Annotated in this window: 17 protein-coding genes; 8 read left to right on the top strand and 9 right to left on the bottom strand. The window is 61.6% G+C overall.

The annotated features are described in order from the left end of the window. Positions 1–6: 6 nt before the first annotated feature. Positions 7–690, bottom strand: coding sequence for a hypothetical protein (locus DB51_RS03945; protein ID WP_034251978.1), 684 nt, complete (start codon positions 688–690; stop codon positions 7–9). Between the two features lie 178 nt (positions 691–868). Further along, positions 869–1,249, bottom strand: coding sequence for a VOC family protein (locus DB51_RS03950; protein ID WP_034251981.1), 381 nt, complete (start codon positions 1,247–1,249; stop codon positions 869–871). A gap of 118 nt (positions 1,250–1,367) precedes the next feature. On the opposite strand from DB51_RS03950, the gene DB51_RS03955 reads away from it, so the two are divergent. Further along, positions 1,368–1,820, top strand: a complete 453-nt coding sequence (locus DB51_RS03955) for a MarR family winged helix-turn-helix transcriptional regulator (RefSeq protein ID WP_034253685.1) — start codon at positions 1,368–1,370, stop codon at positions 1,818–1,820. Positions 1,821–1,842: 22 nt separating this feature from the next. On the opposite strand, the gene DB51_RS03960 is transcribed toward DB51_RS03955, so the two are convergent. From DB51_RS03960 to DB51_RS03990, 7 genes are all read right to left on the bottom strand, one after another. After that, positions 1,843–2,817, bottom strand: a complete 975-nt coding sequence (locus DB51_RS03960; RefSeq protein WP_034251983.1) for a ParB N-terminal domain-containing protein — start codon at positions 2,815–2,817, stop codon at positions 1,843–1,845. Continuing rightward, the gene (locus DB51_RS03965; protein ID WP_034251986.1) at positions 2,817–3,671 is read right to left on the bottom strand and encodes a hypothetical protein; all 855 of its coding nucleotides are present in this window, start codon (positions 3,669–3,671) and stop codon (positions 2,817–2,819) included. The genes DB51_RS03960 and DB51_RS03965 overlap by 1 nt, the downstream gene beginning before the upstream one ends. Before the next feature lie 84 nt (positions 3,672–3,755). Beyond that, a complete protein-coding gene (locus DB51_RS09725; RefSeq protein WP_051867256.1) occupies positions 3,756–4,235 on the bottom strand; it encodes a hypothetical protein in 480 nt (159 codons plus the stop codon). Next, on the bottom strand, positions 4,232–5,020 hold the full coding sequence (locus DB51_RS03975; protein ID WP_051867257.1) for a DUF2637 domain-containing protein: 789 nt from the start codon (positions 5,018–5,020) through the stop codon (positions 4,232–4,234). The genes DB51_RS09725 and DB51_RS03975 overlap by 4 nt, the downstream gene beginning before the upstream one ends. Further along, positions 5,017–5,925, bottom strand: coding sequence for a bifunctional DNA primase/polymerase (locus DB51_RS03980; protein WP_034251988.1), 909 nt, complete (start codon positions 5,923–5,925; stop codon positions 5,017–5,019). The genes DB51_RS03975 and DB51_RS03980 overlap by 4 nt, the downstream gene beginning before the upstream one ends. After that, entirely contained in the window at positions 5,925–7,022 is a 1,098-nt protein-coding gene (locus DB51_RS03985) for an ArdC-like ssDNA-binding domain-containing protein (protein ID WP_034251991.1), read from the bottom strand. The genes DB51_RS03980 and DB51_RS03985 overlap by 1 nt, the downstream gene beginning before the upstream one ends. Before the next feature lie 241 nt (positions 7,023–7,263). Further along, the gene (locus tag DB51_RS03990) at positions 7,264–8,148 is read right to left on the bottom strand and encodes a helix-turn-helix transcriptional regulator (RefSeq protein ID WP_034251994.1); all 885 of its coding nucleotides are present in this window, start codon (positions 8,146–8,148) and stop codon (positions 7,264–7,266) included. Between the two features lie 638 nt (positions 8,149–8,786). Between DB51_RS03990 and DB51_RS03995 the strand changes: the two genes are divergently transcribed. The 7 genes from DB51_RS03995 (at position 8,787) to mobF (ending at position 22,810) form a co-directional block, all read left to right on the top strand. After that, positions 8,787–8,987, top strand: coding sequence for a helix-turn-helix domain-containing protein (locus tag DB51_RS03995; protein WP_034251997.1), 201 nt, complete (start codon positions 8,787–8,789; stop codon positions 8,985–8,987). Between the two features lie 5 nt (positions 8,988–8,992). Continuing rightward, complete coding sequence (locus DB51_RS04000) at positions 8,993–12,268, top strand: helicase-related protein (protein ID WP_034252000.1); 3,276 nt, start codon at positions 8,993–8,995, stop codon at positions 12,266–12,268. Beyond that, positions 12,261–12,941, top strand: coding sequence for a DUF4391 domain-containing protein (locus DB51_RS04005; RefSeq protein ID WP_034252003.1), 681 nt, complete (start codon positions 12,261–12,263; stop codon positions 12,939–12,941). Before DB51_RS04000 ends, DB51_RS04005 begins: the two co-directional genes overlap by 8 nt. Positions 12,942–12,945: 4 nt before the next feature. Continuing rightward, positions 12,946–14,901: a site-specific DNA-methyltransferase gene (locus DB51_RS04010; RefSeq protein WP_034252006.1), complete on the top strand. Its 1,956-nt coding sequence runs from the start codon at positions 12,946–12,948 to the stop codon at positions 14,899–14,901. A gap of 5 nt (positions 14,902–14,906) precedes the next feature. After that, complete coding sequence (locus DB51_RS04015) at positions 14,907–17,987, top strand: type III restriction-modification system endonuclease (RefSeq protein WP_034252010.1); 3,081 nt, start codon at positions 14,907–14,909, stop codon at positions 17,985–17,987. 44 nt (positions 17,988–18,031) lie between these two features. After that, a complete protein-coding gene (locus DB51_RS04020) occupies positions 18,032–19,093 on the top strand; it encodes a DUF3644 domain-containing protein (RefSeq protein WP_034252013.1) in 1,062 nt (353 codons plus the stop codon). 153 nt (positions 19,094–19,246) lie between these two features. After that, positions 19,247–22,810 carry a MobF family relaxase gene (gene mobF, locus DB51_RS04025; protein ID WP_034252016.1) on the top strand — a complete coding sequence of 1,188 codons (3,564 nt, stop codon included), beginning with the start codon at positions 19,247–19,249 and terminating at the stop codon, positions 22,808–22,810. Positions 22,811–22,947: the final 137 nt, after the last annotated feature.

Below are 22,947 nucleotides of genomic sequence, written 5' to 3' on the forward strand. Positions count from 1 at the left end.
AGCCGCCTATGTGAGGGGGTTGTTCAGTTGGGACAGGCGCAGCACATGACACGAGCCGGCCTTTGGTGGGCAGGCGATGAACACGGTGAATGAGACCGGGAGGTCCTCGCTCACCGGTCGGCCATCCCACTCGCCGTTGCGGTGCCGGGTGCCCTGGATAGTGATGGCGGTCGCGCCCGACGGCAACTGCCCCGGCGCGGCCTGGCTTACCGCCTCGCCCCACGCCTCGGGTACGTACGTACGCGTGATCGTGAGGGATTGTCGGGTGGCGTGCTTGCGCAGCTCGACCCACTGCTCGCGCGACGGCAGATACGCCGCCACATCGGAGGCCAGACCCGCCTGCTCCATGCCCGTGGGGTCCCCGACCGCCAGGATCGACGCCGAGTAGTCCAACGGGAACAGTCCCGAACCGGTGTCCCAGGTGAACACGGTGGTCGCGAGGTTGCGGGCGAACACATCCGGGTCGCGCGACCCCTTCACAGCCGGCGGCTTCGCCGCAGTCGGCGACAGGCTGGCTGACGCTGACGGCGCGACGCTGGGCGACGTGGTTGCCGATGGCCGAGCGGCAGGTGGCGTGGGTCCGGTGAGCAGGCCATAGACCCCCACACCCGCAAGCAACACGAGGACGATGGCGGCTGTGATGAGCGCATAGCGGCGGACGCGGGAACGGGAGTCAGAGAAAGTCTTCATGCCCGGCAGGTACGCAGCGCGCGCCCACGGAAGAGTACTTCGGCGGCCGATGATGCCCAGACTGCGGCGGGCTCGGCTCAGTCCGTTGTACCTCGCAGGAGGCTCCAGGTACGGGTTCGCCCTTGCCGGCGCTGGCGATGAGGACAGCGGGCAAGGGCGAGGAGGACGGTGGGCCGGGTCAGGCTTTGTCGTGCATGGTCACGGTGTAGCCGTCGGGGTCGAGGAACGAGAAGGTGACGCCGAAGGGGCCGTCGAAGGGCTCTTTGACGATCGTCACGCCCGCTTCTTCCAGCTTGCGGTGCAGGGCGTGGGCGTCCTGGCAGTGGAACCAGACGCCGATGCCGGCGCCGAGCCGGCCCAGGGCATCGAGGTCCACGCCCGGGAACGGGTTGCGCACGGCGAAGGCGACCGGCCCGTCGGCGAAGACGACGGCTTGGGGGTTGGGTGCGGGCAGGCGCGTGAGTCCGAGCGTGTGCTCGTAGAAGTCGGCGGAGGCGTGCAGGTCGCGCACTTGGAACGAGATGAAGTCGGGGCCTTGCGTGGCGGTGGGTGTGCTCATGGTTCATGCCTTTCATCGGGGTGGCGGGCGCGGTCGCCCGTCGAGTTACGTCAATATATTGACATAAGTCATCATATTTGTCAAGATATTGACATGAGGATGTTGTATGAATAAAGGTATGAGAACATCGCATGATCCCAGCCCGGGCGAGCTCGGCGTGCTCGTCAAGGCGACCCAGGCCGCGCTCAACCAGCGCATGGACGAGGCGCTGCGGCCGCTGGGCCTGACCGTGCCGCAGTACGCCTGCCTGAGCAATCTGATCGACGAGCCGGGCATCACCAGCTCGGAGCTGGCCAGGCGCAGCTTCGTGTCGCGCCAGTCCATGAACGTCCTGCTCCAGGGTCTCGAACGCGCCGGGCTCGTGCGGCGCTCCGAACAGCCGGGACAGCGCCGGGAGAAGGCCGCCCAGCTGACCGGCCGCGCCGAAGCCCTGTTCGTGCGGGCGGACAAAGCGGTGCAGGCCGTGGCCAAACGCATGACCGCCGGCCTCGGCAAGACGCAGCGCGCCGAGCTGTTCGCACTGCTCACCGCCTGCGGCGACGCACTCGGCCAGGAACAACCCCACGCCTGAGTCCCGCGCGCCCCGCGATCAGTCAGAGTGCGCGCAGGTGGGGCTGTTCGCCGAGCTGCTCGCGCAGGGCGCGCAGCGTGTTGGCGGCGGTGGCGGTGCCTTCGGCGGTCACGTAGAACGCCTCGGCCTGCTCATCGGTGAGCTCGCGGGCCAGCAGGTCGAAGTCGTAGCGCTCCCACCACTTGTACAGCTCGCCCCAGGTCAGGTTGAACGCCCGCACCGGGTAGCGGGCAGGCGCCGTGCGCCGCGCCGGGGCCTGCCGTTTCTTCGGATCGTCCTTGACCCGCGCCAGTGCCTCGTCGGCCAGCCGGTGCAATTGCGTGTCGCGATCCTGGTTGGCCGTTTCGACCGCGGCGCGGACGGCTTGGTAGATGGGGTGCACGGGGGCGTCCGCCTCGATCTGTGCCAGGCCGTCGGCAGCCTGCCGCCTAACCTCGTCGGAGAATTCGAGGTTGGCGGCGGTGTCTTTGAGGTAGCCGATCTTGTCCAGCGTGGTCTCGGAGGGCGCTCCGGGGATCATCGCGGCGGCCTGTTTGCGGGTGCGATCAGCAGATGGCGACGGTGGTTCAAATTTTGAACCACCGTCACTTCCCGGCTGATGCTCGGCGCTGAACCTTGTCCTGCTCTGCCTGCGGGAGGCGTCCTCGGCCAGCAGCTGCTTGATCTCGCGGTACAGAGCTTCGGCCTCCAAGGAAGTGAGCTCCTTGTGCAGCACGTTGTCGTCCTGCTCGGCCAGCAGGTGGGCGAGCCGGTCGGATATGGCGGAGCGCACCCACACGTTCACCGTCTTCCAGCCCAATTGGCGCACCGCCGCCAGGCGCCTCGCGCCGCACACGAGGAGCCCGTCGGGGGTGATGGTGATCGGCTGCAACAGGCCCTCGCGCTGGATGGACGACACGAGGGCGTTGAGGTCGCCCAGGTCGCGCCGGTGCCGGTCGCCCACGCGGATGGAGGCGACCGCCCGTTCCAGCTCGATATGCCCTGCCGCCGTGTTCATCAGTCACCCCGCACACCCGGAATGCCGGGAGCGGCCAGCACCATCAGGGCGACGAGCTCGTCGTCGGCCAGCAGGTCAACGAGCCGCTCGCCCAGCAGCAGGCGGAGCAGGATGCCCCGGCCGCGACCCGTGGCCGCGTAGGCGGTGTCGGGGCTGCCGAGCAGGACGCGCAGCAATCCGGTCCACGAGTCGGCCGGCACATCCAGCAACGCCCGCGCGTGCCAGTCGCGGCGCAGCGCCTCATACGTGCTGGCGCGGGAGCCGAGCCGGGCCAGGGCGTCGCACACATGCCCGATCGCCGCCTGCGCGGTGCCCTCGGGCCAGCCCAAGAGCGTGAACAGGGTCACCGCGTCCTCGACGACCGCCACCACCAGCCGCGTGGCCTCGGGCTCGGTCTGCTCGTCCGTGTGCTCATCGCGGACGTGGAAGGCGGGGTGGTAGTCGGCCAGGAGGTTGTCGCGTTCGGAGAACCGCTCGGGATCATGGAAGCGAGAGACCTGGGGGCGGCGGGCCTGGTGGGTGGAGCACAGGAGGCCTTGGGCGCGCTGCTCGGCGATGCAGGTGATCCGCACCGCGTGCGTGACCACCGCCCACGGGTCCACGGCGGTGCGGGCCGCCCGGGTGCGCATCACGTCGAACGCCGCCCCGGCCGCCTCCCACGCATCCAGCCCATGCTTATGGGCCAGCGCGGCGTATTTCTCGGCGGTGAACGCCATCAATTCCGCGGCCACCGGGTCGCGCCGCCACGCGCCCCGGCCGGCATTGTGCAGGCGGGTCAGGAGGGCGCGCAGGCCCTCGCCGGTACGGAAATCATCCTCGCCAAGGTTGGCGGTGTGCTGGGGTGTGGTCGTCATGGTGTGGGTACCTCCTGCATGGCAGGTGCACACCGGCTCCCTGAATGGGCGGGGCCAGACCAGTCGAACAGTGCTCATAGGTCATCACCGCATCCCCACCCCGGAACGGACTGCAGCCGAAGCCGTGGCGCTGCGGCGTCCGAACGCCGAGACCGGCGGCAGCTGACGCGCCCGCCGCGACACCGCCCTCACCCCAGACGCGAGTCCTTGGCGGGTCTGGGTGCCGGCGGCCTGGTGGAAGCGGATGCCCGCCCCCGCCATCCGGCCGGCGCCGCGCGAGATCAAATCGGAAGCCCGCACCCACTCGACACCACGCGCCCGCGCCGAGGCGAGCCGCTGCTCCAACGCCCGCCGGGACGTATCCGTCTGCTTGACAGCATCCGGCACCACGCTCTCAGCCTCCTCGGCCGTGGTTACGACGCTGTGGGTCTCGGCTCCCGAGGCGATGGCGGTCTCTGTGTCCATCACGGCCGCGGGCGCGTCGATGCGGGTCAGTTCGTTCTCGATGCCATCGGGCGTCTCTGGCGTCTCGATGGGGCCGATTGGTTGTGTGGTTTCGTTCATAGTTCATCTCCTGCCGTATCTGATTCGGTCTCAGTGGTGGGGTGCGCGGCCGCGAACCAGCGGCCCACGGTTGAAGCGTGGACGCCCAGATGCCGGGCGATCCTCTTGTTCGACCAGCCCGCCTCCCGCAACGCCCGAGCGTGCTCCCGCCGGTCAGACGGCGACTCGCCAGCAGTGGGCTGATCAATGGGCGGCTCGTCGGTAATCGGCTTGCTCTCGACGTTCTCTGTCCGTGGCTCGCTCTCGCTGGAGGTCTGGCTGAGTTCCGGCATGTGCTCGACACGCGGGAGTTCTGGCGCGGCCTCGGCTGGCGTGGGGCTTGGTGTGCCATCCGACACCGAAACGTGATGCACTGCGACTCGCGACGAATCGGTCGGTTCGTCGGGCTTGCGGGTGAGGATGACAGTCAAATGCGTGATGGCCAGGAGCACGATGGGCGGGACGGAGGCGACCGCAGCCGCCAAGAGGCTGGGCACAGCCGTGTCGGCGGAGACGATGGCGTGCACGGCGTTGGCGGTCACCGAGATCAGCGCGCCGCCGGCCAGGAGCATCCACGGGTACCACGCCGACTTCTGACCTGCAAGGGCCACCACGGAGACGGTGGCGACCACGATGATCCCGTCCACGATCAGCGGCCACGCCCACGCCTGACCCGAAGCGATGCCCGAACGCGCCGCAAGGTCGGCCAACGCGGTGAAGGACAGCCAGAACGCACCCAACGCGATCAGGCACGTCCCCGCGATCGCGGTGCGCGCCGGCCACCGGCGGCTTCTCATTCCGCTCATGGCAGCCTCCTCGCCGGTGAGACGCGCTGCGGGTCACGACGTGCGAAAGGGCGGGACGAGGAAGCCGCGGCTGTGCTGGCGGGTGCGGGCCGGGCAGTGCGGTAGGCGGAGCGCACCGTGACGGCAACCTCCCGCTGCGTGAGTCCCACGCTCTGGGCGGGGTCGCGCAGCGCGTCGTAGGCGGCGGCTGGGGTAAGTCCGTGTTCGGTGAGGCGGCAGGCGGCCCAGAACAGGCCCCGGTTCCGCTCGCCCTCCACCAGCGTGCCCACCCACGACCCGATCCGACCCACCGCATCCGCCGAAGACAAGACCGGACGAGAGGTACGCGGCGGCTCGGGCGGCTTCGGGTCGAGGAAGCTCCGCAATGCGGCGGAGTCCACGGGCTGGCTGTCGGCGTGCAGCTCGGCCACCGCATACGCCCGCCGTATGCCATCGACCTGCACTTGGGAGGGTGGGGTGATGATGTAGCCGCCGTCGCCCCGGAGATCGATTCCGGCACGCGCGGCCTGCCACGACCGCTGCTCGCTGCTGGGGTCGTCTGGGTAGTAGAGGTGCATGCCGCCCGACGGGGTGCGCACCACCGCCAACGGCCTGGGCAGCAGCCCTGCCTCACGGGCACGGCGCAACGCATGGAAGCCGTTGACGCCGTGCACGTCGACGTCCACCACCACGACACCAGACGCCAAGCCAGTCGGGATCGCCAGATTCGCGCCCGGAGCCCGCCGCCACCAGCTTTCGACCAGCGTGGGGTTGGTGGTGGCGTCGAGGAATCCGCGGCTGCCCGGAAGCGGCCGCTTGCCGCCGGGCACGCACGCGAACACCGGGATACCGGCGTCGGCGAGCTGCCGGGCCGCAGCAGCCGGATCGGACGCAAGAGTCCCGAGCACGGGGATGAGAGGGTGCATCACAGCCTCCGTCCCGCAGCAGCCGGCTCACCGGCTCCGATGCGCTCGCGCTCGACGGGAGGAGCTGGCGGCGTGCGTGCCGTTGTGGCTGTGCGATGCTGGCCGTCCTTCTGGACGGTGTTGTTGAGTCCGGGTGGGGTGCCGTCGCCCACCTTCATGGTGTCGAGACGGTCCAGGATGCCGATCGCCGTCCTGCGCACGCGCTCGCCCGTCGCCTTGACCACCTCCACCGGCGACATGTCCTTCACGGAGGCGGCCCACCCGGACACGTAGGGCACCGTGTAGCCGCTGGTATCCATGCCATGCGCCGCGCCCACCATCAAGGCCACCGACTCGGCCTCCACCTCCGCAATGCCGCGATGACCTTGCGCGTCGGGATTGTCCGGGCCGTGCAAGAGGACATGGGCCAGCTCATGCGCCAGCGTCTTCACCCGCGCCGCATCCGGCATGTCATCTCGCACCGAGACGGTCCTGGCCGCATAGTCGGTCAGCCCATTCGCCCCGCCAATCGCCGAGGCGTCAGAAGCTTGCAGCAGGTCGAAGCCGGCCGCCGTGACCTGCGCGGCCAGTCCCTCCCACAGGCCTTCCGGCGCCTGACCTTCCAGCAGCCTGGGGGCGGGCGGTTCGGGGATCGGCTCGCCGTCGGTCTGGCACACATCCCACACATAGGCGGGCTTGACGCCCACCATGCGCGAACGCTCCACCTCATTGCTCTTGCGCTTCTCGCGCGGAGCCAGCCTGCGCCACGACGTGGGGTCCGAAGGGTTCGCGGAGGCGAAGCGGGCGGTGACCGGGGCGAAGATCATGTAGCCCGCCTGGCCCTTGTCCACCTGACGGTCAAGGGCCTGCCACTGCCGGTAGCCCGCTACGAAGGTCGGGTAGGGCGAGCTTACGCGGCCCTGCTCGAATGCCTGCTGGTGCTGGGCCCAGATCAGCAGCGTGTTGTTGAAGCTGCGCGACCGGAACCGGGCCGCAAACGAGAGCGCCCGCGCCCAGTCCTGCCCGGTCACCAGTGTTTCAACCGCGCCCGTCAGCTGCCCGTGCAGTTCCTCCAGCCGCGCCTCGCGCGCGGCCCGCATCTCCTCGTTCGTCGCCATGTGGGGGCCTCCCTCCGGTCGGGGACCACCCCAGACAAGAGGGCGGTCATGCGACTGTGAGGTACGCCAGGCAACCCGAGAAGAAGAGAAGGGTCAGGCCAGAAACAGGCGGCCGCGCCCGCCACGGCTACCCGGACAACCCGGCGAGAACTAACAGACATAGCCCAACCTCGGGCGGCGCGAGTTACGAAGAAGCCAATCATGATCGTTTCGAGAAGGTTCATGATCGCATCGGGCACGTTCAAACGACGGTGTTGTGGTTGCGGCGGTAGACGCCGGGCGTGATGCCAACGTAGGCACGGAACACGCGGATCGTATAGCTCATGCTATGCCACCCGACCGCCTCGATTGCATATTCAACCGGCAAATCGGTTTCACGCAACAGCCGGGCCAGTTCCTCGATTCGCAGCATGGTCAGATATGCCATCGGTGTTTTGCCGTATGACTCGGTGAACACTCGCGAGAACTGGGGCACGGACAAGTGAACCTGGTCCGCCAGCTCTCTGACCGTCCAGTGGTGGGCGAGATCGCCACGCAGAAGTTGAGCGGCCTGCATGGCCTCGGAGCGCAACGGCACGAAACGGCGATGCCTGGACGTGCTGGGTCGCAGCCGCTCACGCTGGTACCGCGACAGGCGCACGGGCGAGACCTTGATGAACGGGCTGATGACGTCGGCGATGAGGAACCACAATGCCTGGATACGGTTGAACCGATTGGCGTATCTGCATCTAGCCGACAGGCGTGCCAGTTCATCCAACCACGGCTCGATCACTTCCAGACGTTGCACTCCTAAACGAAGCACCTGCGCCGGTTCGAGATAGAGCTTTGCGATTAGGTCCTTGGCTTCAAGGCGATCGGACAACAGACCGGCATGCTTCCAGAACATGTGGTCGATCATGTAGTCGGTGTCGATAAGGATCGTCGAGACCGTGCATCTGTCTTCGGGCTCAGCAGCACACAACGTGTTCGAGCACAGCAGTACCACATCCCCAATAGTGACCGGCTGCTTGCCGAGCTGGGAGCATAGGATCGCCGATCCATCCCGGATTACGGTAAGCTTCACGCAGTCATACGCGCATGGCCCTATCGCCTGACGAAAGACGCAGGTCTTTGCTGTGATTGGCATGAACTCCTTCAAGCTGTGCTCTTGTCGCCCTATGTCACTACTAAGTGTGTCCATTGCAGGGCTCCTTCCTACTAGGAGAACCCGTGCGTGAACTGCAGGCTTTCGAGAAGCTGAGGACGATTGGAGCATGCACCATCCGACAGGACGATGTTGCTCCAGGAGTGCCTACGGTTGCGGCGTGGCAGGGTTCCTGAATTTATTCTGAAGCTGTAGCGAGGCCAGCGTTCCGCGTGCCTGCTTGGAAGCCTTGGACGGTTCTTCTCATTGTCGTGCTGAACGAGTAACGCTAGATCGATACGAAGTTGTTCATATGACGTACGCTCGCCCGCAGTCAGAGCCTGGCCCGGCCTGGCTTTTCTCGATCCGGGGCGTTGGTAACGCCCCGGATCGTTTCATTCACTACTCACGAATTGGACTTGTGCTCCATATTCTATTTGCTGGACGTCGAGGAACGCCATGCAGCTGCTGCGGACTGACAGGTGCAGCACCGGACTACAACTACCCGGAATCACGAAACCGTGGGCTTGCGCCGTCCCAACCCTGACACACCGGTAGAGACCCGGCCCACTTGGCACACATGATGATAGAATACGAGCGCTGGCTCGTACGTGGGCCACTCAGTGTGAGGGAGAACCGTTGTGACCGAGCCCTGGCTGTCCGCAGACGACATCGCCGCCCACCTAGGCGTCACCAAAGACACCGTGTACACGTGGATTACTGAGAAGGCCATGCCCGCCCACAAGATCGGTCGGCTATGGAAGTTCCAGGCCAGCGAGGTCGATGACTGGGTACGCAGTGACAGCACTACCGATACCGCACCCGACAAGGCGGGTGAATAACGCGCGTGCGCATCATCAATAACGTCACAGACCTGTTAGGCGACGACCTTAAGCATGAAATCACTCCAGGTTCCAAAGTCCGGATCGCCGCCTCCACGTTCTCGATCTTTGCTTTTGAAGCATTGAAGAAAGAACTGGAGAAGGTCAGCGAGCTGGATTTTGTCTTTACCTCCCCTTCCTTCGTGACTGAGGAAGTAACCGACAAGATTCGCAAGGAACGCCGGCAGTTTTTCATTCCGACTGGGCACGCCGAGTCAAGCCTTGCCGGCTCGGAATTTGAAATTCGACTGCGCAACAAGTTGACCCAGAAATCCATCGCTCGCGAGTGTGCGGACTGGGTTCGCCGCAAAGTTAGGTTCTATTCGAACACCACAGACAATCCGATGCAGCAATTCGCCGTGATCGATGACAAGACTGCTTATACCCAGCTGCAAGGCTTCACGACCGCCGACCTTGGCTACGAACGAGGCAACGCGGTATCCAACTTCGTGAACCGTCTTGACGAAACATCAATGACCGAGCAGTACATGCACCTGTTTGATCAGATTTGGAACAACCCAGATCAGGTGCGTGATGTTACAGCCGCTGTTCACGATCATATCGCTAGCGTCTATGCAGAGAACTCTCCAGCACGCATCTACTTCCTGATTCTCCACAATCTGTTCGCCGGCTTCCTTGATGATGTCAACGATGATGTCCTGCCTAACGACCGCACTGGATACCAGGACACGAAGGTCTGGCGGAGTCTATATAACTTCCAGCGGGATGCCGCGACGGGAATCATCAACAAACTTGAGACTTATAACGGCTGTGTCCTTGCCGACTCCGTCGGTCTTGGCAAGACGTTCACAGCGCTGGCGGTCATCAAGTACTACGAACTGCGCAACAAGTCTGTGCTTGTGCTGTGCCCGAAGAAGCTATCCGAAAACTGGACGAACTACAACTCGAACTACACCACCAACCTCTTCCGCGAGGACCGCTTCGCCTACGACGTCCTCGCTCATACCGACCTGTCTCGAACAAAGGGTGAGTCTCTCGGACTGGACCTTTCTCGAATCAACTGGGGTAACTACGATCTCGTCGTCATTGACGAGTCGCACAACTTCCGCAATGCCGACTACGCGGAGGAGAAAGAGTCGCGCTACCAGCGCCTTATGCGTCAAGTCATCAAGGAAGGCGTGAAGACCAAGGTGCTCATGCTTTCGGCAACCCCGGTGAACAACCGGTTCAACGACTTGAAGAATCAGCTCCAGCTCGCCTACGAAGGCGAGTCCGAAAACCTCGCCAAACATCTGGATATCTCCACTAGCGTGGAGAAGGTCTTTTCTGATGCTCAGCGGGTCTTCAACGAGTGGTCGAAGCTGGACCCTGGACAGCGCACTACTGACCGGATTCTGAAGATGCTGGACTTCGACTTCTTCGAACTCTTGGACTCCGTGACGATCGCCCGCTCCCGCAGACATATCCAGGCCTTCTACGACACCAGTGAGATCGGGGCTTTCCCTGAACGTTTGAAACCAATCTCCGTCAGGGAACCGTTGACCGACCTGACCGACGTGCCAAGTTTTAACGACATCTTCGAACAGCTTCAGGCGCTTACCCTGGCGGTCTACACCCCACTGGCCTACGTGTTCCCCTCACGCCGAGCCAAGTACGAGGACATGTACAACATCACCGCAGGGAATGCTCGATCCAACCTTGGTCAGGCAGGACGCGAGCAGGGCCTCAAACAGCTCATGACGGTCAATCTCCTCAAGCGGTTGGAAAGCTCGGTCGAAGCATTCCGGCTGACACTCACCAAGGTGCAAGATTCCGTCACCCATACGCTCTCCAGAGTCAGCAATCACGCTGGGGACCTCGCCGACTTGGTCCCGGACATGGCTGGCCAGGACTTCGATATCGATGACGACGAGGATGCCAACATCGAGGCGCTCTCATTCGGCGACAAGATTCGCATCGACTTCGATGACCTTGACATCGAGTCCTGGCAGCGTGACCTATGGAACGACCGCGAGACGCTACGCGAGCTGCTCGACGAGATGAACAAGGTCAGCCCTGATCACGACCTGAAACTCCGTAAGCTCAAGGAGCTCATACGAGCCAAGGAGCAGCACCCGATCAACCCAGGCAATCGCAAGGTCCTGGTTTTCTCTGCCTTCGCGGACACCAGTGACTATCTTTACCGCAACCTCTCGCCGGCATTGACTGAGGCAGGGCTAGAGTGCGCGGTCATCACAGGCAGCAGTCATGGGGCAAAATCCACGCTGGGAACTGGATTCGACTTCCAGCAGATTATGTCTCTGTTCTCTCCGCGCTCCAAACAACGTGACCTGACGATGCCCGGTGAAGCACGCGAACTGGATGTCCTGATTGGCACCGACGTCATCAGCGAGGGTCAGAACCTCCAGGACTGCGACTACCTCATCAACTACGACATCCACTGGAACCCGGTTCGTATCATCCAGAGATTCGGGCGCATCGACCGCATCGGGTCAATCAACAAGGTCATCCAGCTGGTGAACTTCTGGCCCGACATCTCCTTGGACGAGTACATCAACCTCAAGGAGCGGGTAGAGAATAGGATGGTCATCGCTGACGTAGCGGGCACGGCTGATGATAACCCCCTCACCCAAGAGAATGCTGACGCCGCGTTCCGCAAAGAGCAGCTCCGCCGACTCCAGGACGAGGTCATCGAACTTGAAGATGTTCATACTGGAGTATCCATCACTGATCTCGGCCTCAACGACTTCCGGATGGACCTGCTCGGCTACATCAAGCAGTACGGTGATCTGGCGACCACTCCCAAGGGCCTGCATGCTGTCATCCCGGCCGATCCCGGCAAGGGACTCGTACCGGGAGTGATCTTCGCCTTGCGCAACATCAACGCGGACCAGCACATCAACCGCGGCAACCGTCTGCATCCCCACTACCTCATCTACCTTGACGAGGACGGCAATATCATCGCCGACCACACAAACCCCAAGCACCTCCTTGATCTGCTGCGTACCGGATGCCGTCCCCATGATGCTCCAATCCACGCAGCCGTCCAGACATTCAACGCCAACACCCGCGACGGCACGGACATGAGCACGTACTCCCAATTGCTCACCGATGCGATCCACTCGATGATCGACGTCACCGAAGAACGGGACATCGACAGCCTCTTCACACCTGGACACACCACTGCTTTGGAACAAACCATCGCGGGTCTCGACGACTTCGAGCTCACCGCGTTCGTCGCTGTCGTCAACCCTGATGAGGAGATGAGCGGCCGTGGCTGATCTGCTGTACCAGTGGCCACCCGCCGCCCGGTTCGGTCGGCGGGTACCCAAGGAAAGGTTCTACGAGCACGCCGGCGTAAACGCCGCTCTGCGCAACAGATTCGTCAACGAGGCCGCGCGCCTGACATGGGCATACAAACTCGCCCAGACCACCATCAATCTCACCGACAGCGACGAGGTCCCTGAAATCCAGGTGTTCCAGATAGACGCCAAGGGCACTGACGTATCGAAACCAGTGCTCGCAACGATCGACAAGACGATCCCAACCCCGATCATCTTCGAGGTGAACCGCACCACCACGATCGGACGTGAAGTCCGCATGGTCGCCGCCCACAAGCTACTCGGCGCCATGGCCCCAAGAATCAGCCAGTACTTCACCACCAACTGGCAACCTGCGGACGCGGAGCGCCAGCCTTTGCCGACCGCCATAACCCTATCAGCGCTCTACGTCGGGCTGCTAGAGCCACTGACGAACGTCAAAGTCCGTGTAGGCGAAGCAATGTCAGAGGTCGCTGACAGACTCGGCACCGTCGGCATGCTCGAACGCGAGATCAAAACATTGGCGCGAAAACTCAACGCCGAGAAGCAGCTCAACCGCAAGGTCGAGCTGCTTCGCACCCTCAAGATCAAACAAGAACAGTTGGCCGATCTCACAGAACGAAGGCAAAGGTAGCACCGTGGACAAATTACGTATGACATCGCCTAATCTGACCGAGGAGAACATCGACAAGATCGCCAAGCTGTTTCCCACAGTTATTACGGAAACTCTTAATGTCGATGGCAATCCGCAACGCACCATCGATTTCGATCTGCTCCGACAGGAGCTCTCCGACCACATCGTCGAAGGTCCGCAGGAACGATACCGGCTCGACTGGCCAGGCAAGCGAGCAGCCGCCTTCGCTGCTAACGCCCCGATTGCCAAGACATTGCGTCCAAACCGTGAGGAATCAGTCGACTTCGACACGACAAGGAACCTGTTTATCGAAGGCGACAACCTCGACGCACTCAAACTTCTTCAAGAGTCATACCTCGGCAAGGTCAAACTCATCTACATCGACCCGCCATACAACACAGGGAACGATTTCGTTTATGCTGATGAATTTGCCGAATCCACCACTGAGTATCTACGGCGTTCTGGACAAATGTCTGAATCGGGCGAGCGACTTGTCGCGAATACCGAATCCAACGGTAAGTTCCATTCTGATTGGCTCAGCATGATATATCCCAGGCTTCGCCTAGCTCGGAATCTTCTCACGGAAGATGGAATAATATTTATTTCGATCGATGATGGAGAGCATTCTGATCTTGTCGAAGTAGTAAAGGAAATCTTCGGCACGCGTAACTACATTGCATCAGTTGCAAGGGTAACCAAGAAGACCTCCAATAAGGGAACCCACTTTGCTCCGTCCAAAGATTACCTGGTCGCAGTAGCGCGTAACGTAGATACCCTTCATCCTTTAATGGACAGCGTTTCGGATGAATATCGGAAGAGATTCTCAGGAGTCGACGCTCGAGGTCACTTCGCGACTGTGGGACTCTACCAAGCAAGCCTAGACCCGTTGCGAGGTTGCGTGAACCAGCGGTACTGGATTAAAGCTCCCGACGGCACTTTCTTGCTGCCTCCAGGGCCTAACCGTCCGAACTCGGTAACTGATGCGTCAAATCGCCCACCTGAGTCGCGGGAGGATCGGGTTTGGAGGTGGTCATTCGACTCTTACCTTGCGAAGAAGTCCTTACTCGTATTCAAAGAAACGTCGTCAAGTCCACTTCAAGATCAAAATGGTCAACAGTCACGCTGGAATGTATACACAAAATATTATCTCGAAGATCGACTCGGAGATGGTATTCGCCCTCGTGACTTTCTCGATACCGTCACGAATGACCAAGGCACAAAGGCTCTGAGTAAGCTAGGACTTGGAGGAATCTTTGATTTCGCCAAGCCGCCGCAGCTTGTGTCAAAGCTTCTCACGTGGATTGATGATCCTCAGGCTGTTGTCCTCGATTTCTTCGCAGGATCGGGAACAACAGGTCAAGCCGTACTCGATCAAAATGAACTCGACGGTGGAACTAGGAAATTTGTCTGTATTCAGCTTGATGAAGACTGTCCTGAAGGCTCTGCGGCAAGAAACTCGGGCTTCATATCTATCGCTGCTGTTGCACGCGAGAGAATTCGACGTGCGGCACGGGCAATACGTGACCGAGGGTCCTTCAATGCAAGTGCTATTGATCTTGGGTTTCGCACGTTATTTGTAGATACGACAAATATTATTGACAATCTCCGGACCCCCGCCGTAACGCTCCAAAGCGAGCTAGAAACATTCAGAAGTAGCGTAAAGTCCGACCGTTCCGACGAAGATTTATTATTCCAGATACTCCTTGATTGGGGCATAGAACTATCGCTCCCGATCAGTCTCGTCGACATGGCTGGATGCAAGGTCTTCTCTGTCGATGACGATGCACTGCTTGCCTGCTTTGCGAGCGGTATCACTGATGATGTCGTCCATGAAATGGCACGACGCAAACCATTACGTACTGTGTTCCGTGACGATTGTTTCGAGTCTGACGCCGCGCGAATCAACGTTGAGCAGATTTTCCGTGAGGTGTCGCCATCGACTGAAGTGAAAGCGATCTGACCAAGATGAAGCTTCAGTTCAAGGTCCAGCAGTATCAGACGGACTCGGTCAACGCAGTCGTTGATGTGTTCGACGGCCAGCCTAAGTATGACGGGATCTCCTATCGTGTCGACCCTGGCAACGTTCGTTCAGGTATGGCCCCGCTGTATGCAGACTCGGGACTGCGAAACGCGGAGATCGCACTCAACGATGCCCAACTCCTCGCCAATGTGCAGAAGGTGCAGCGGACTGGAAACCTCCCGCTGTCGACCTCGCTCAAAGGCAGTAAGGCGGCTCCACACGCTCCGAACCTTGACGTGGAGATGGAGACCGGCACTGGCAAGACATACGTTTATATCAAGACCATCATGGAGCTGCACAAACGATACGGGTGGTCAAAATACATCATTGTCGTGCCTTCGATCGCCATCCGCGAGGGCGTGAAGAAGACGTTCGACGTGACCGCAGACCATTTCCAACAGTGGTATGGCACGAAGCCGCGCTCGTTTATCTACAACTCTTCTCAGCTTCACGAGCTCGAGCGTTTCAGTTCGGATGCCGGTGTGCAGGTGATGATCATTAACATTCAGGCCTTCAATGCGACTGGCAAGGACAACCGGCGAATCTACGACGTCCTGGACGACTTCCAGTCCCGCAAACCGATTGATGTGATCGCCGCCAACCGCCCCATCGTGATCATCGATGAACCGCAGAAGATCGGTGCCGAGAAGTCCTTGAAGGCGCTGTCGAACTTCAATGGGCTGATGATGTTGCGCTACTCGGCGACGCACAAGGTGGAGCACACGAAAGTGTACCGCTTGGATGCACTGGATGCCTACAACCAGAAGCTCGTGAAGAAGATCGCCGTTCGGGGCATCACAGTCAAGGGCCTTGCTGGGTCAACGGCCTATCTGTATCTGGATGCTATCGAAATCTCGAAGGGTGCGCTGCCGCGCGCGAGGATGGAGATCGAGGTTCAGACCAAGACCGGGATCAAGCGGCAGGTCAAACGAGTGGAGAAGGGCACGAATCTTCACGACCTGTCCAATGGACTGGAGGCCTACCGGCCCGATGGCAAGTCGCTCGTCGTCGTGGACATTGACGCGAACCGGGATATCATCGAGTTGAGCAACGGCGACATCGTCTTCGCAGGACAGCTCGCTGGTCGCGACGTCACCGAGGACACGAAACGCCGCATCCAGATTCGCGAGGTCATCCGTGCACATCTGGACAAAGAGCGTGAGCTGTTCAGCCAAGGCATCAAAGTGTTGTCGTTGTTCTTCATCGACGAGGTAGCCAAGTACCGTGACTACTTGCAGAAAGACACACTCGGCGAGTACGCCCGGATATTCGAGGAAGAGTACGCACCAATCCGCGACGAGGTCTTGGGAGAGCTGGCCGTTGACGATGCGACCGCCGCTTACCAGACTTATCTGCGCCGCGATCCAATCCGCAAGATTCACGAGGGCTACTTCTCGATTGACAAGAGGACTAAGCACCAAGTCAATGGCAAGGTTTCCGGCCGAGGCGATGACAAGGGCGAGTCGATTGATACCGATGCCTATGACCTCATCCTCAAAAACAAGGAACGTCTCCTGTCCTTCGACGAGCCCGTCCGATTCATTTTCTCCCACTCGGCACTGCGTGAGGGATGGGACAACCCAAATGTGTTCGTCATGGGGATGCTGAAGAAGAGCAACAACACCGTGTCACGGCGTCAGGAGATCGGCCGCGGGCTTCGCCTGGCCGTGGACCAGCGGGGTGAGCGGATGGACGAGGCTACCGTCGGCGCCCGCGTCCAGGACATCAACGAGCTGACCGTGGTGACCGACGAATCGTATACAGACTTTGTGGACGGCCTTCAAAAGGAAATCTCCGAGTCTCTGGCCGCCCGTCCGCGCAAGGCGAGCGTCAGCTACTTCAAAGGCAAGACCATACAGACCTCCACGGGTGAGTCAGTAGTCGAAGAGCATTTGGCCAGAGCCATCTACAACTACTTGACTCGCAATGACTACATCGACGACGACGGACATATCACCACCGCGTACAAAGATGCGAAGATCGAGGGGGCTCTGGCAGTGCCGACGTCGGACGTGTTGCGGCCGGTCGTCGACTTCATCTGGCCGCTGGTCGACTCCTTGTACATTGACGTACCCAAGCCTGGCGACGACCGCAAGCCGAAGAAGATACCCCTCAACGAGGCCAACTTCGGACGCAAGGAGTTCCAAATCCTGTGGGGCCGGATCAACCACAAGGCCGTCTATGAGGTTGCGTTCGATTCCAGCGAGCTGATCCGCAAGGCCATCAGCCACATGGACAAGCATCTCAACGTAGCTTCCATGCAGTACGTGGTGCAGGCAGGGGAACAGCGTGACGAGCTGGAGGCTGACAATCTGTCCAAGGGCACCGGGTTCGCAGTGTCTTCCACTGAGACTGTGACCGAAGCGCTGACGGCCGGGTCGCAAGTGAAGTACGACCTCTTGGGCGAGATCGCAGAGAAGACGAAACTCACCCGTCGAACTGTCGCGGGCATTCTCAAAGGAGTCCGTCCGGACACGTTCGGTAAGTTCCGTCTCAACCCCGAGCAATTCATCACCGAATCGGCACGACTAATCAATGAGCAGAAGGCAACCGTTATCGTCGACCACCTCGCCTACGACGCTCTGGACGAGACATTCGACTCGGCCATCTTCACGGAGAACCAGACCAAACAAGATCTCACCCACGCCGGTACCAAGCTCACGAAGCATATCTACGACTACGTCGTGACCGACTCCAAGATCGAGCGCGCGTTCGTCAACGAGCTGGACACCAGCACCGAGGTCGCCGTGTACGCAAAGCTCCCACGCGGGTTCTTCATCCCGACCCCGGTCGGGGACTACAACCCGGACTGGGCGATCGCGTTCAAGGAGGGCAGCGTCAAGCACGTCTACTTCGTCGCGGAGACCAAAGGCTCCCTCTCGACACTCCAGCTTAAGGGCGTCGAAGACGCAAAGATCGAGTGCGCTCGCAAATTCTTCGACTCGCTCAACAAGAAAAATGGCAACGAAGTCACCTACGACGTCGTCACCAATTACACCGAGCTGATGCAGCTTGTCACAGCATGATGCTGACCAGTTGAGTCGTTGGGCAAGCGACGGGAGGTTGATTCATGTCTAGACGCCCCGCGTGGAAATACACCCTTGAAGAGGGGAGACGGCAGGCACTAGTCGCCATCGACTTCTACAACAGGCCCGGAGATCGACGCAGTTTTGCAGACTTCATCGTCCATATCCACCTTGCATGGCAGAATCTGCTGCACGCAGACCGCGTGCGACGAAAAGCAGAGATTTTTTATCGAGAAAACGATGGACGACACATCTTTAAGCGAAATCCTGACGGATCGAAAAAGACTTGGGATCTGAGCCAATGCTTGAAGTATGAATTCAAAGACAATGATCCGATACGAAAGAACATTGAATTTTTCATCGGCCTACGCAACCACGTGGAACACCGCTACCAAGATTCCATCTTGGCGGTCACAGCAGCAGAGGCACATGCATGCATCATCAACTTCGAATCGGAGCTCGTTCGCCGATTCGGACCGTCCGAGAGCCTCGGCACTGATCTGAAGTTCCCGATATTTGTTCAGTCATTCAGTCCGACAAGATACGAAGAGCAACGTGTTCTGCGACAGCATTTGCCGCAGAACACTTACACGTTCATCACTGAATTTCAGGGGTCACTCGACGAGAATGTGAGGAGCGACGAACGTTACGCATATCGATTGTTGCTGCTACCGATGAAGGGTCCAAAGACAGACGCAGACATGGCTCTGAACTTCATCCGCCAAGACGATCTGACCGCTGAGGAGCTGCAAGATCTTGTTGGGCAGCGAGGCAGCGTTATCGTGGCGGAGAAATACAGGAACGCCGCCAATGGCGATGAGGTTCTACCAGGAAAAGCTGCCGCGCAGATTCAATTGAGGATCCCATTCAGATTCAGTGTCAACGACTTCACAACGCTCCGCAAGAAGTGGGAAATCGGTCCAGTGAAATCGGGTTCAAACAAGCAATTACCGAAGTCTGATGGGTATTGTTTGTACTCACCGACATTCAGGCAGTTTGCATACACGCCGAAGCTCATCGAAAGAATGGTCACCGCCCTCTCAACTTCAGATGTGTACGCTACTCTCGTCGGCCATCAGCCTGAACTGAAGCCGCCTGAGAAGTAGAAAACGGCTTGTTCCTGCTTGATTACCCTCAAAACCGCCATCTGAGCTGTCACACGTCTTGCAGAAGAGGTCCGGCCAGAGCTTGACCGCCTCGCTCTGAACGGCTGATCCGGGTTGTGCGTCCCACCTGCCCTCCATGAGGGAGGTGGGGCGATGACGGTTTCGATGCGGGTCATGAGCGCCGGCGACGGCTACAGATACCTGCTCAAGTCGGTGGCCGCGGGTGACGGGGACCGGAGCCTTTCGACCCCGTTGACCCGGTATTACACGGAGGCCGGCAGCCCGCCGGGCTTCTGGCTCGGGACGGGTATCGCGGCCTTCGGCAGGGGGAATCTCCCGGTTGGCTCCAGGGCTTCGGAGCAGCAGCTCCAGCTCCTGATCGGTATGGGTCGTGACCCGTTGACAGGTGCGCCGCTGGGCCGCGCGTATCAGCAGTTCGCGAGTGTGGCCGAGCGCGTCGAAGAACGAACCAAGAAGCTCAACCCGAACCTCGATCGCGACTATCGGGCCCAGCTTGTGGCGCAGATCGAAGCTGAGGAGAAGGAGCGCGGCACGCGCCATGCGGTGGCGGGTTTCGACTACACGTTCAGCGTGCCCAAGAGCGTGTCCGCGATCTGGGCGGTGGCCGATGCGGGTACGCAATCCCTGATCGCAACCGCGCATCATGCGGCGGTTGCGGAACTGGTCGAATTGGTCGAGCGGGAGGTTGCCGCAACCCGGGTGGGCGCAACCGGCTCTGACGGCGCCGTTGCGCAGGTCGACGTGCAGGGCGTGGCCGCAACCGCGTTCGATCACTACGACAGCCGTAGCCACGACCCCCAGTTGCACACGCACGTGGTCATCAGTAACAAGGTGAAGACCGTGCAGGACGGCAAGTGGCGCACCCTGGACGGCCGGCCCATTCACCGGGCCGTCGTGGCCATCTCGGAGATGTACAACGCCGTGCTTGCCGACCACCTCACCCGCAGTCTCGGCCTGGACTGGGAGGCGCGCACTCGGGGTCGGGATCGGAACCCCGCGTGGGAGATCACCGGCGTCCCCGAGAACCTGATCGGCGAGTTCTCCACCCGCTCGCGGTTCATCGAGCAGGAGAAGGACCGGCTCATCGACGCCTACGTGGCCCGTCATGGCCGCCAGCCCAGCCCGAGAACTGTGTTGAAGCTGCGCGCCCAAGCCACGTTGGCGACCCGGCCGGAGAAGGACGTGCGCTCCCTGGCCGACCTGACCGTCGAGTGGCGGAGGCGCGCCACGCAACTGCTCGGCGAGGATGCCACCACCTGGGCGAGCGCCCTCACCAGCGGTAAGGCGCTGCCCGCGACGGTACGGGCCGATGACGTGCCGCTCGACGTGATCGCGCAGATCGGCCAAACGGTCGCGAGCGTGGTGGGTGAGAAGAGGTCGACGTGGACTCGCTGGAATCTGCACGCGGAAGCATCCCGGCAACTGATGGGGTTGCGGTTCGCCTCCACCGCGGATCGCAAGGCGATCACGGGCATGGTCGTGGACGCCGCCGAACAGGCGTCGCTGCGTCTGACTCCGCCCGAGCTGGCAACCAGCCCCGCACAGTTCCGCCGTCCGGACGGCTCCTCGCGCTTCCGTCCTTCGGCTTCGACGGTGTTCTCCTCCGAGAACCTGCTCGCGGCCGAGGACCGGCTCCTGGACCGAGCCGAGAAAACCACCGCACCTACAGTTCCCCTGGAGACCATAGAGACCACCACTCGAAAGCCGGACAAGGAAGGCCGGCTGCTCGGAGACGACCAGAGCGCCGCCCTGACTGCCATAGCCCTCTCGGGTCGAGTCGTGGATGTGCTCGTCGGCCCCGCCGGCGCCGGGAAGACCACGGCCATGAACGCGCTGCGACGCGCATGGGAGACCGCGCACGGCAAAGGCTCCGTGGTCGGTCTTGCGCCTTCGGCGGTCGCCGCCCAAGTACTAGCCGAGGACTTGGGCATCGACACGGAGAACACCGCCAAGTGGCTGCACGACTTCCGCACCACCGGAGCCACGTTCGCTCCCGGTCAGCTGGTCATCATCGACGAGGCCTCCCTGGCAGGCACCTTCACGCTCGACCAGATCACCCAGCAGGCCGAACAGCAGGGTGCGAAGGTGCTCCTGGTGGGCGACTGGGCCCAATTGCAATCCGTGGACGCCGGCGGCGCGTTCGCCATGCTTGCCAACGCCCGCCGCGATGCGCCGGAACTGACCGACGTGCACCGCTTCACCCATCCATGGGAGAAGACCAGCTCGCTCGAATTGCGTCATGGACACGCCAGCGCCATCGATACCCTCATCGAACACGACAGAATCCACGGCGCCGAGGAGGAACAGAGCATGGACGCCGCCTACACCGCTTGGCGAAACGACCAGCGAGTCGGCAAGGCCTCCATCCTCGTGGCCGAGACCCAGCAGTCCGTCACCGCGCTGAACCAGCGGGCGCGCGCCGACCGGATCATCGACGGCACCATCAACCCCACACGCGAGCTGCCCCTGCACGACGGGACCTCGGTGTGCGAGGGCGACCTGGTCATCACCCGGCGCAACGACCGACGCCTCCGCTCAGGGTCGTCGTGGGTGCGGAACGGCGACCGCTGGGTTGTCACCCGGTTGCGTGAGGACGGGTCGGTCACCATTCGGCCCACAGGCCGCCGGTTCGGCGGGTCCATCGTCCTGCCCGCCGCCTACGTCGCCGAACACCTCGACCTCGGCTACGCGGTCACCGCCCATAGAGCGCAGGGCGTCACCACTGACACCTCCCATGTCGTGGTCACTTCGACGACGACGCGGGAGAACCTATACGTCGCCATGACCCGAGGACGCCAGGAGAACCACGCCTACGTGGCCATCGACCGGCCCGACGAAGACCACTCCCATGCTCATCCCGGCGACAACCCCGACGCCACCGCACGCTCCGTCCTATTCGGTGTCCTCCAGCACGTCGGCGCCGAACCCTCCGCCCACCAAGCCATCGTTTCTGAGCAGAACCGGTGGGGGTCCATCGGCCAGCTGGCCGCGGAGTACGAGACCATCGCCCAGGAAGCCCAAGCCGACCGCTGGCATTCGCTGCTCGCCGACTCGGGGCTCACCGGCATGCAGGTCGAGGACGTGCTCGCCTCGGACGCCTACGGCGCCCTGTCGGCTGAGCTGCGCAACGCCGAAGCCAACCACCACCAGCTCGACCAGCTCCTCCCGCGCCTCGTGAGCGTGAGGGGTTTCGAGGATGCTGGCGACATCGCCTCGGTCCTGCACGCCCGCCTGGCCCGAGCCACCATGCGGCCCGCCGGCTCAGGCCGCACCCGCAAGCCCCCACGCCTGATCGCAGGCCTCATCCCCGAAGCCCAGAACATCACCGACCCAGACATGCGCCAAGCCCTCACCGAGCGGCAGACCCTCATCGAGCAACGCGCCGCCACCCTCCTCGACACCGCCATCACAGCAGGCGAACCATGGACGGCCCGGCTCAACCACAAACCCGACGAACCCCGGAAACAGACCGCATGGCTCACGGCGGCGCGCACCATCGCCGCCTACCGCGACCGCTACCAGATCACCGACAACCAACACCCCCTCGGCCCGAAACCCGAGAACGGGACCGTGAAACAGAAGATCGACGCCGCTCGGGCGTTGGCCGCTCTCGACAGGGCACGTCAGCTATCCTGTGGCCGTGAGTCAAAACCACAATGGTCCGCGTCACGACAATCGGTCAGTAGATCGCTGTAACCTGGATCTTCTTCGTGACGCCGTCAAGGTCTACTACCACACATCGAGATAGCAAAACACATCGTCATCGCATCGCGTGACGACGGTCTTCCTGAGCCGGGAAACCTCGGGGATGCAGCACGAAAGAAACGAATCGA

This window comes from Bifidobacterium crudilactis (assembly GCF_000738005.1).
GTDB lineage: Bacteria > Actinomycetota > Actinomycetes > Actinomycetales > Bifidobacteriaceae > Bombiscardovia > Bombiscardovia crudilactis.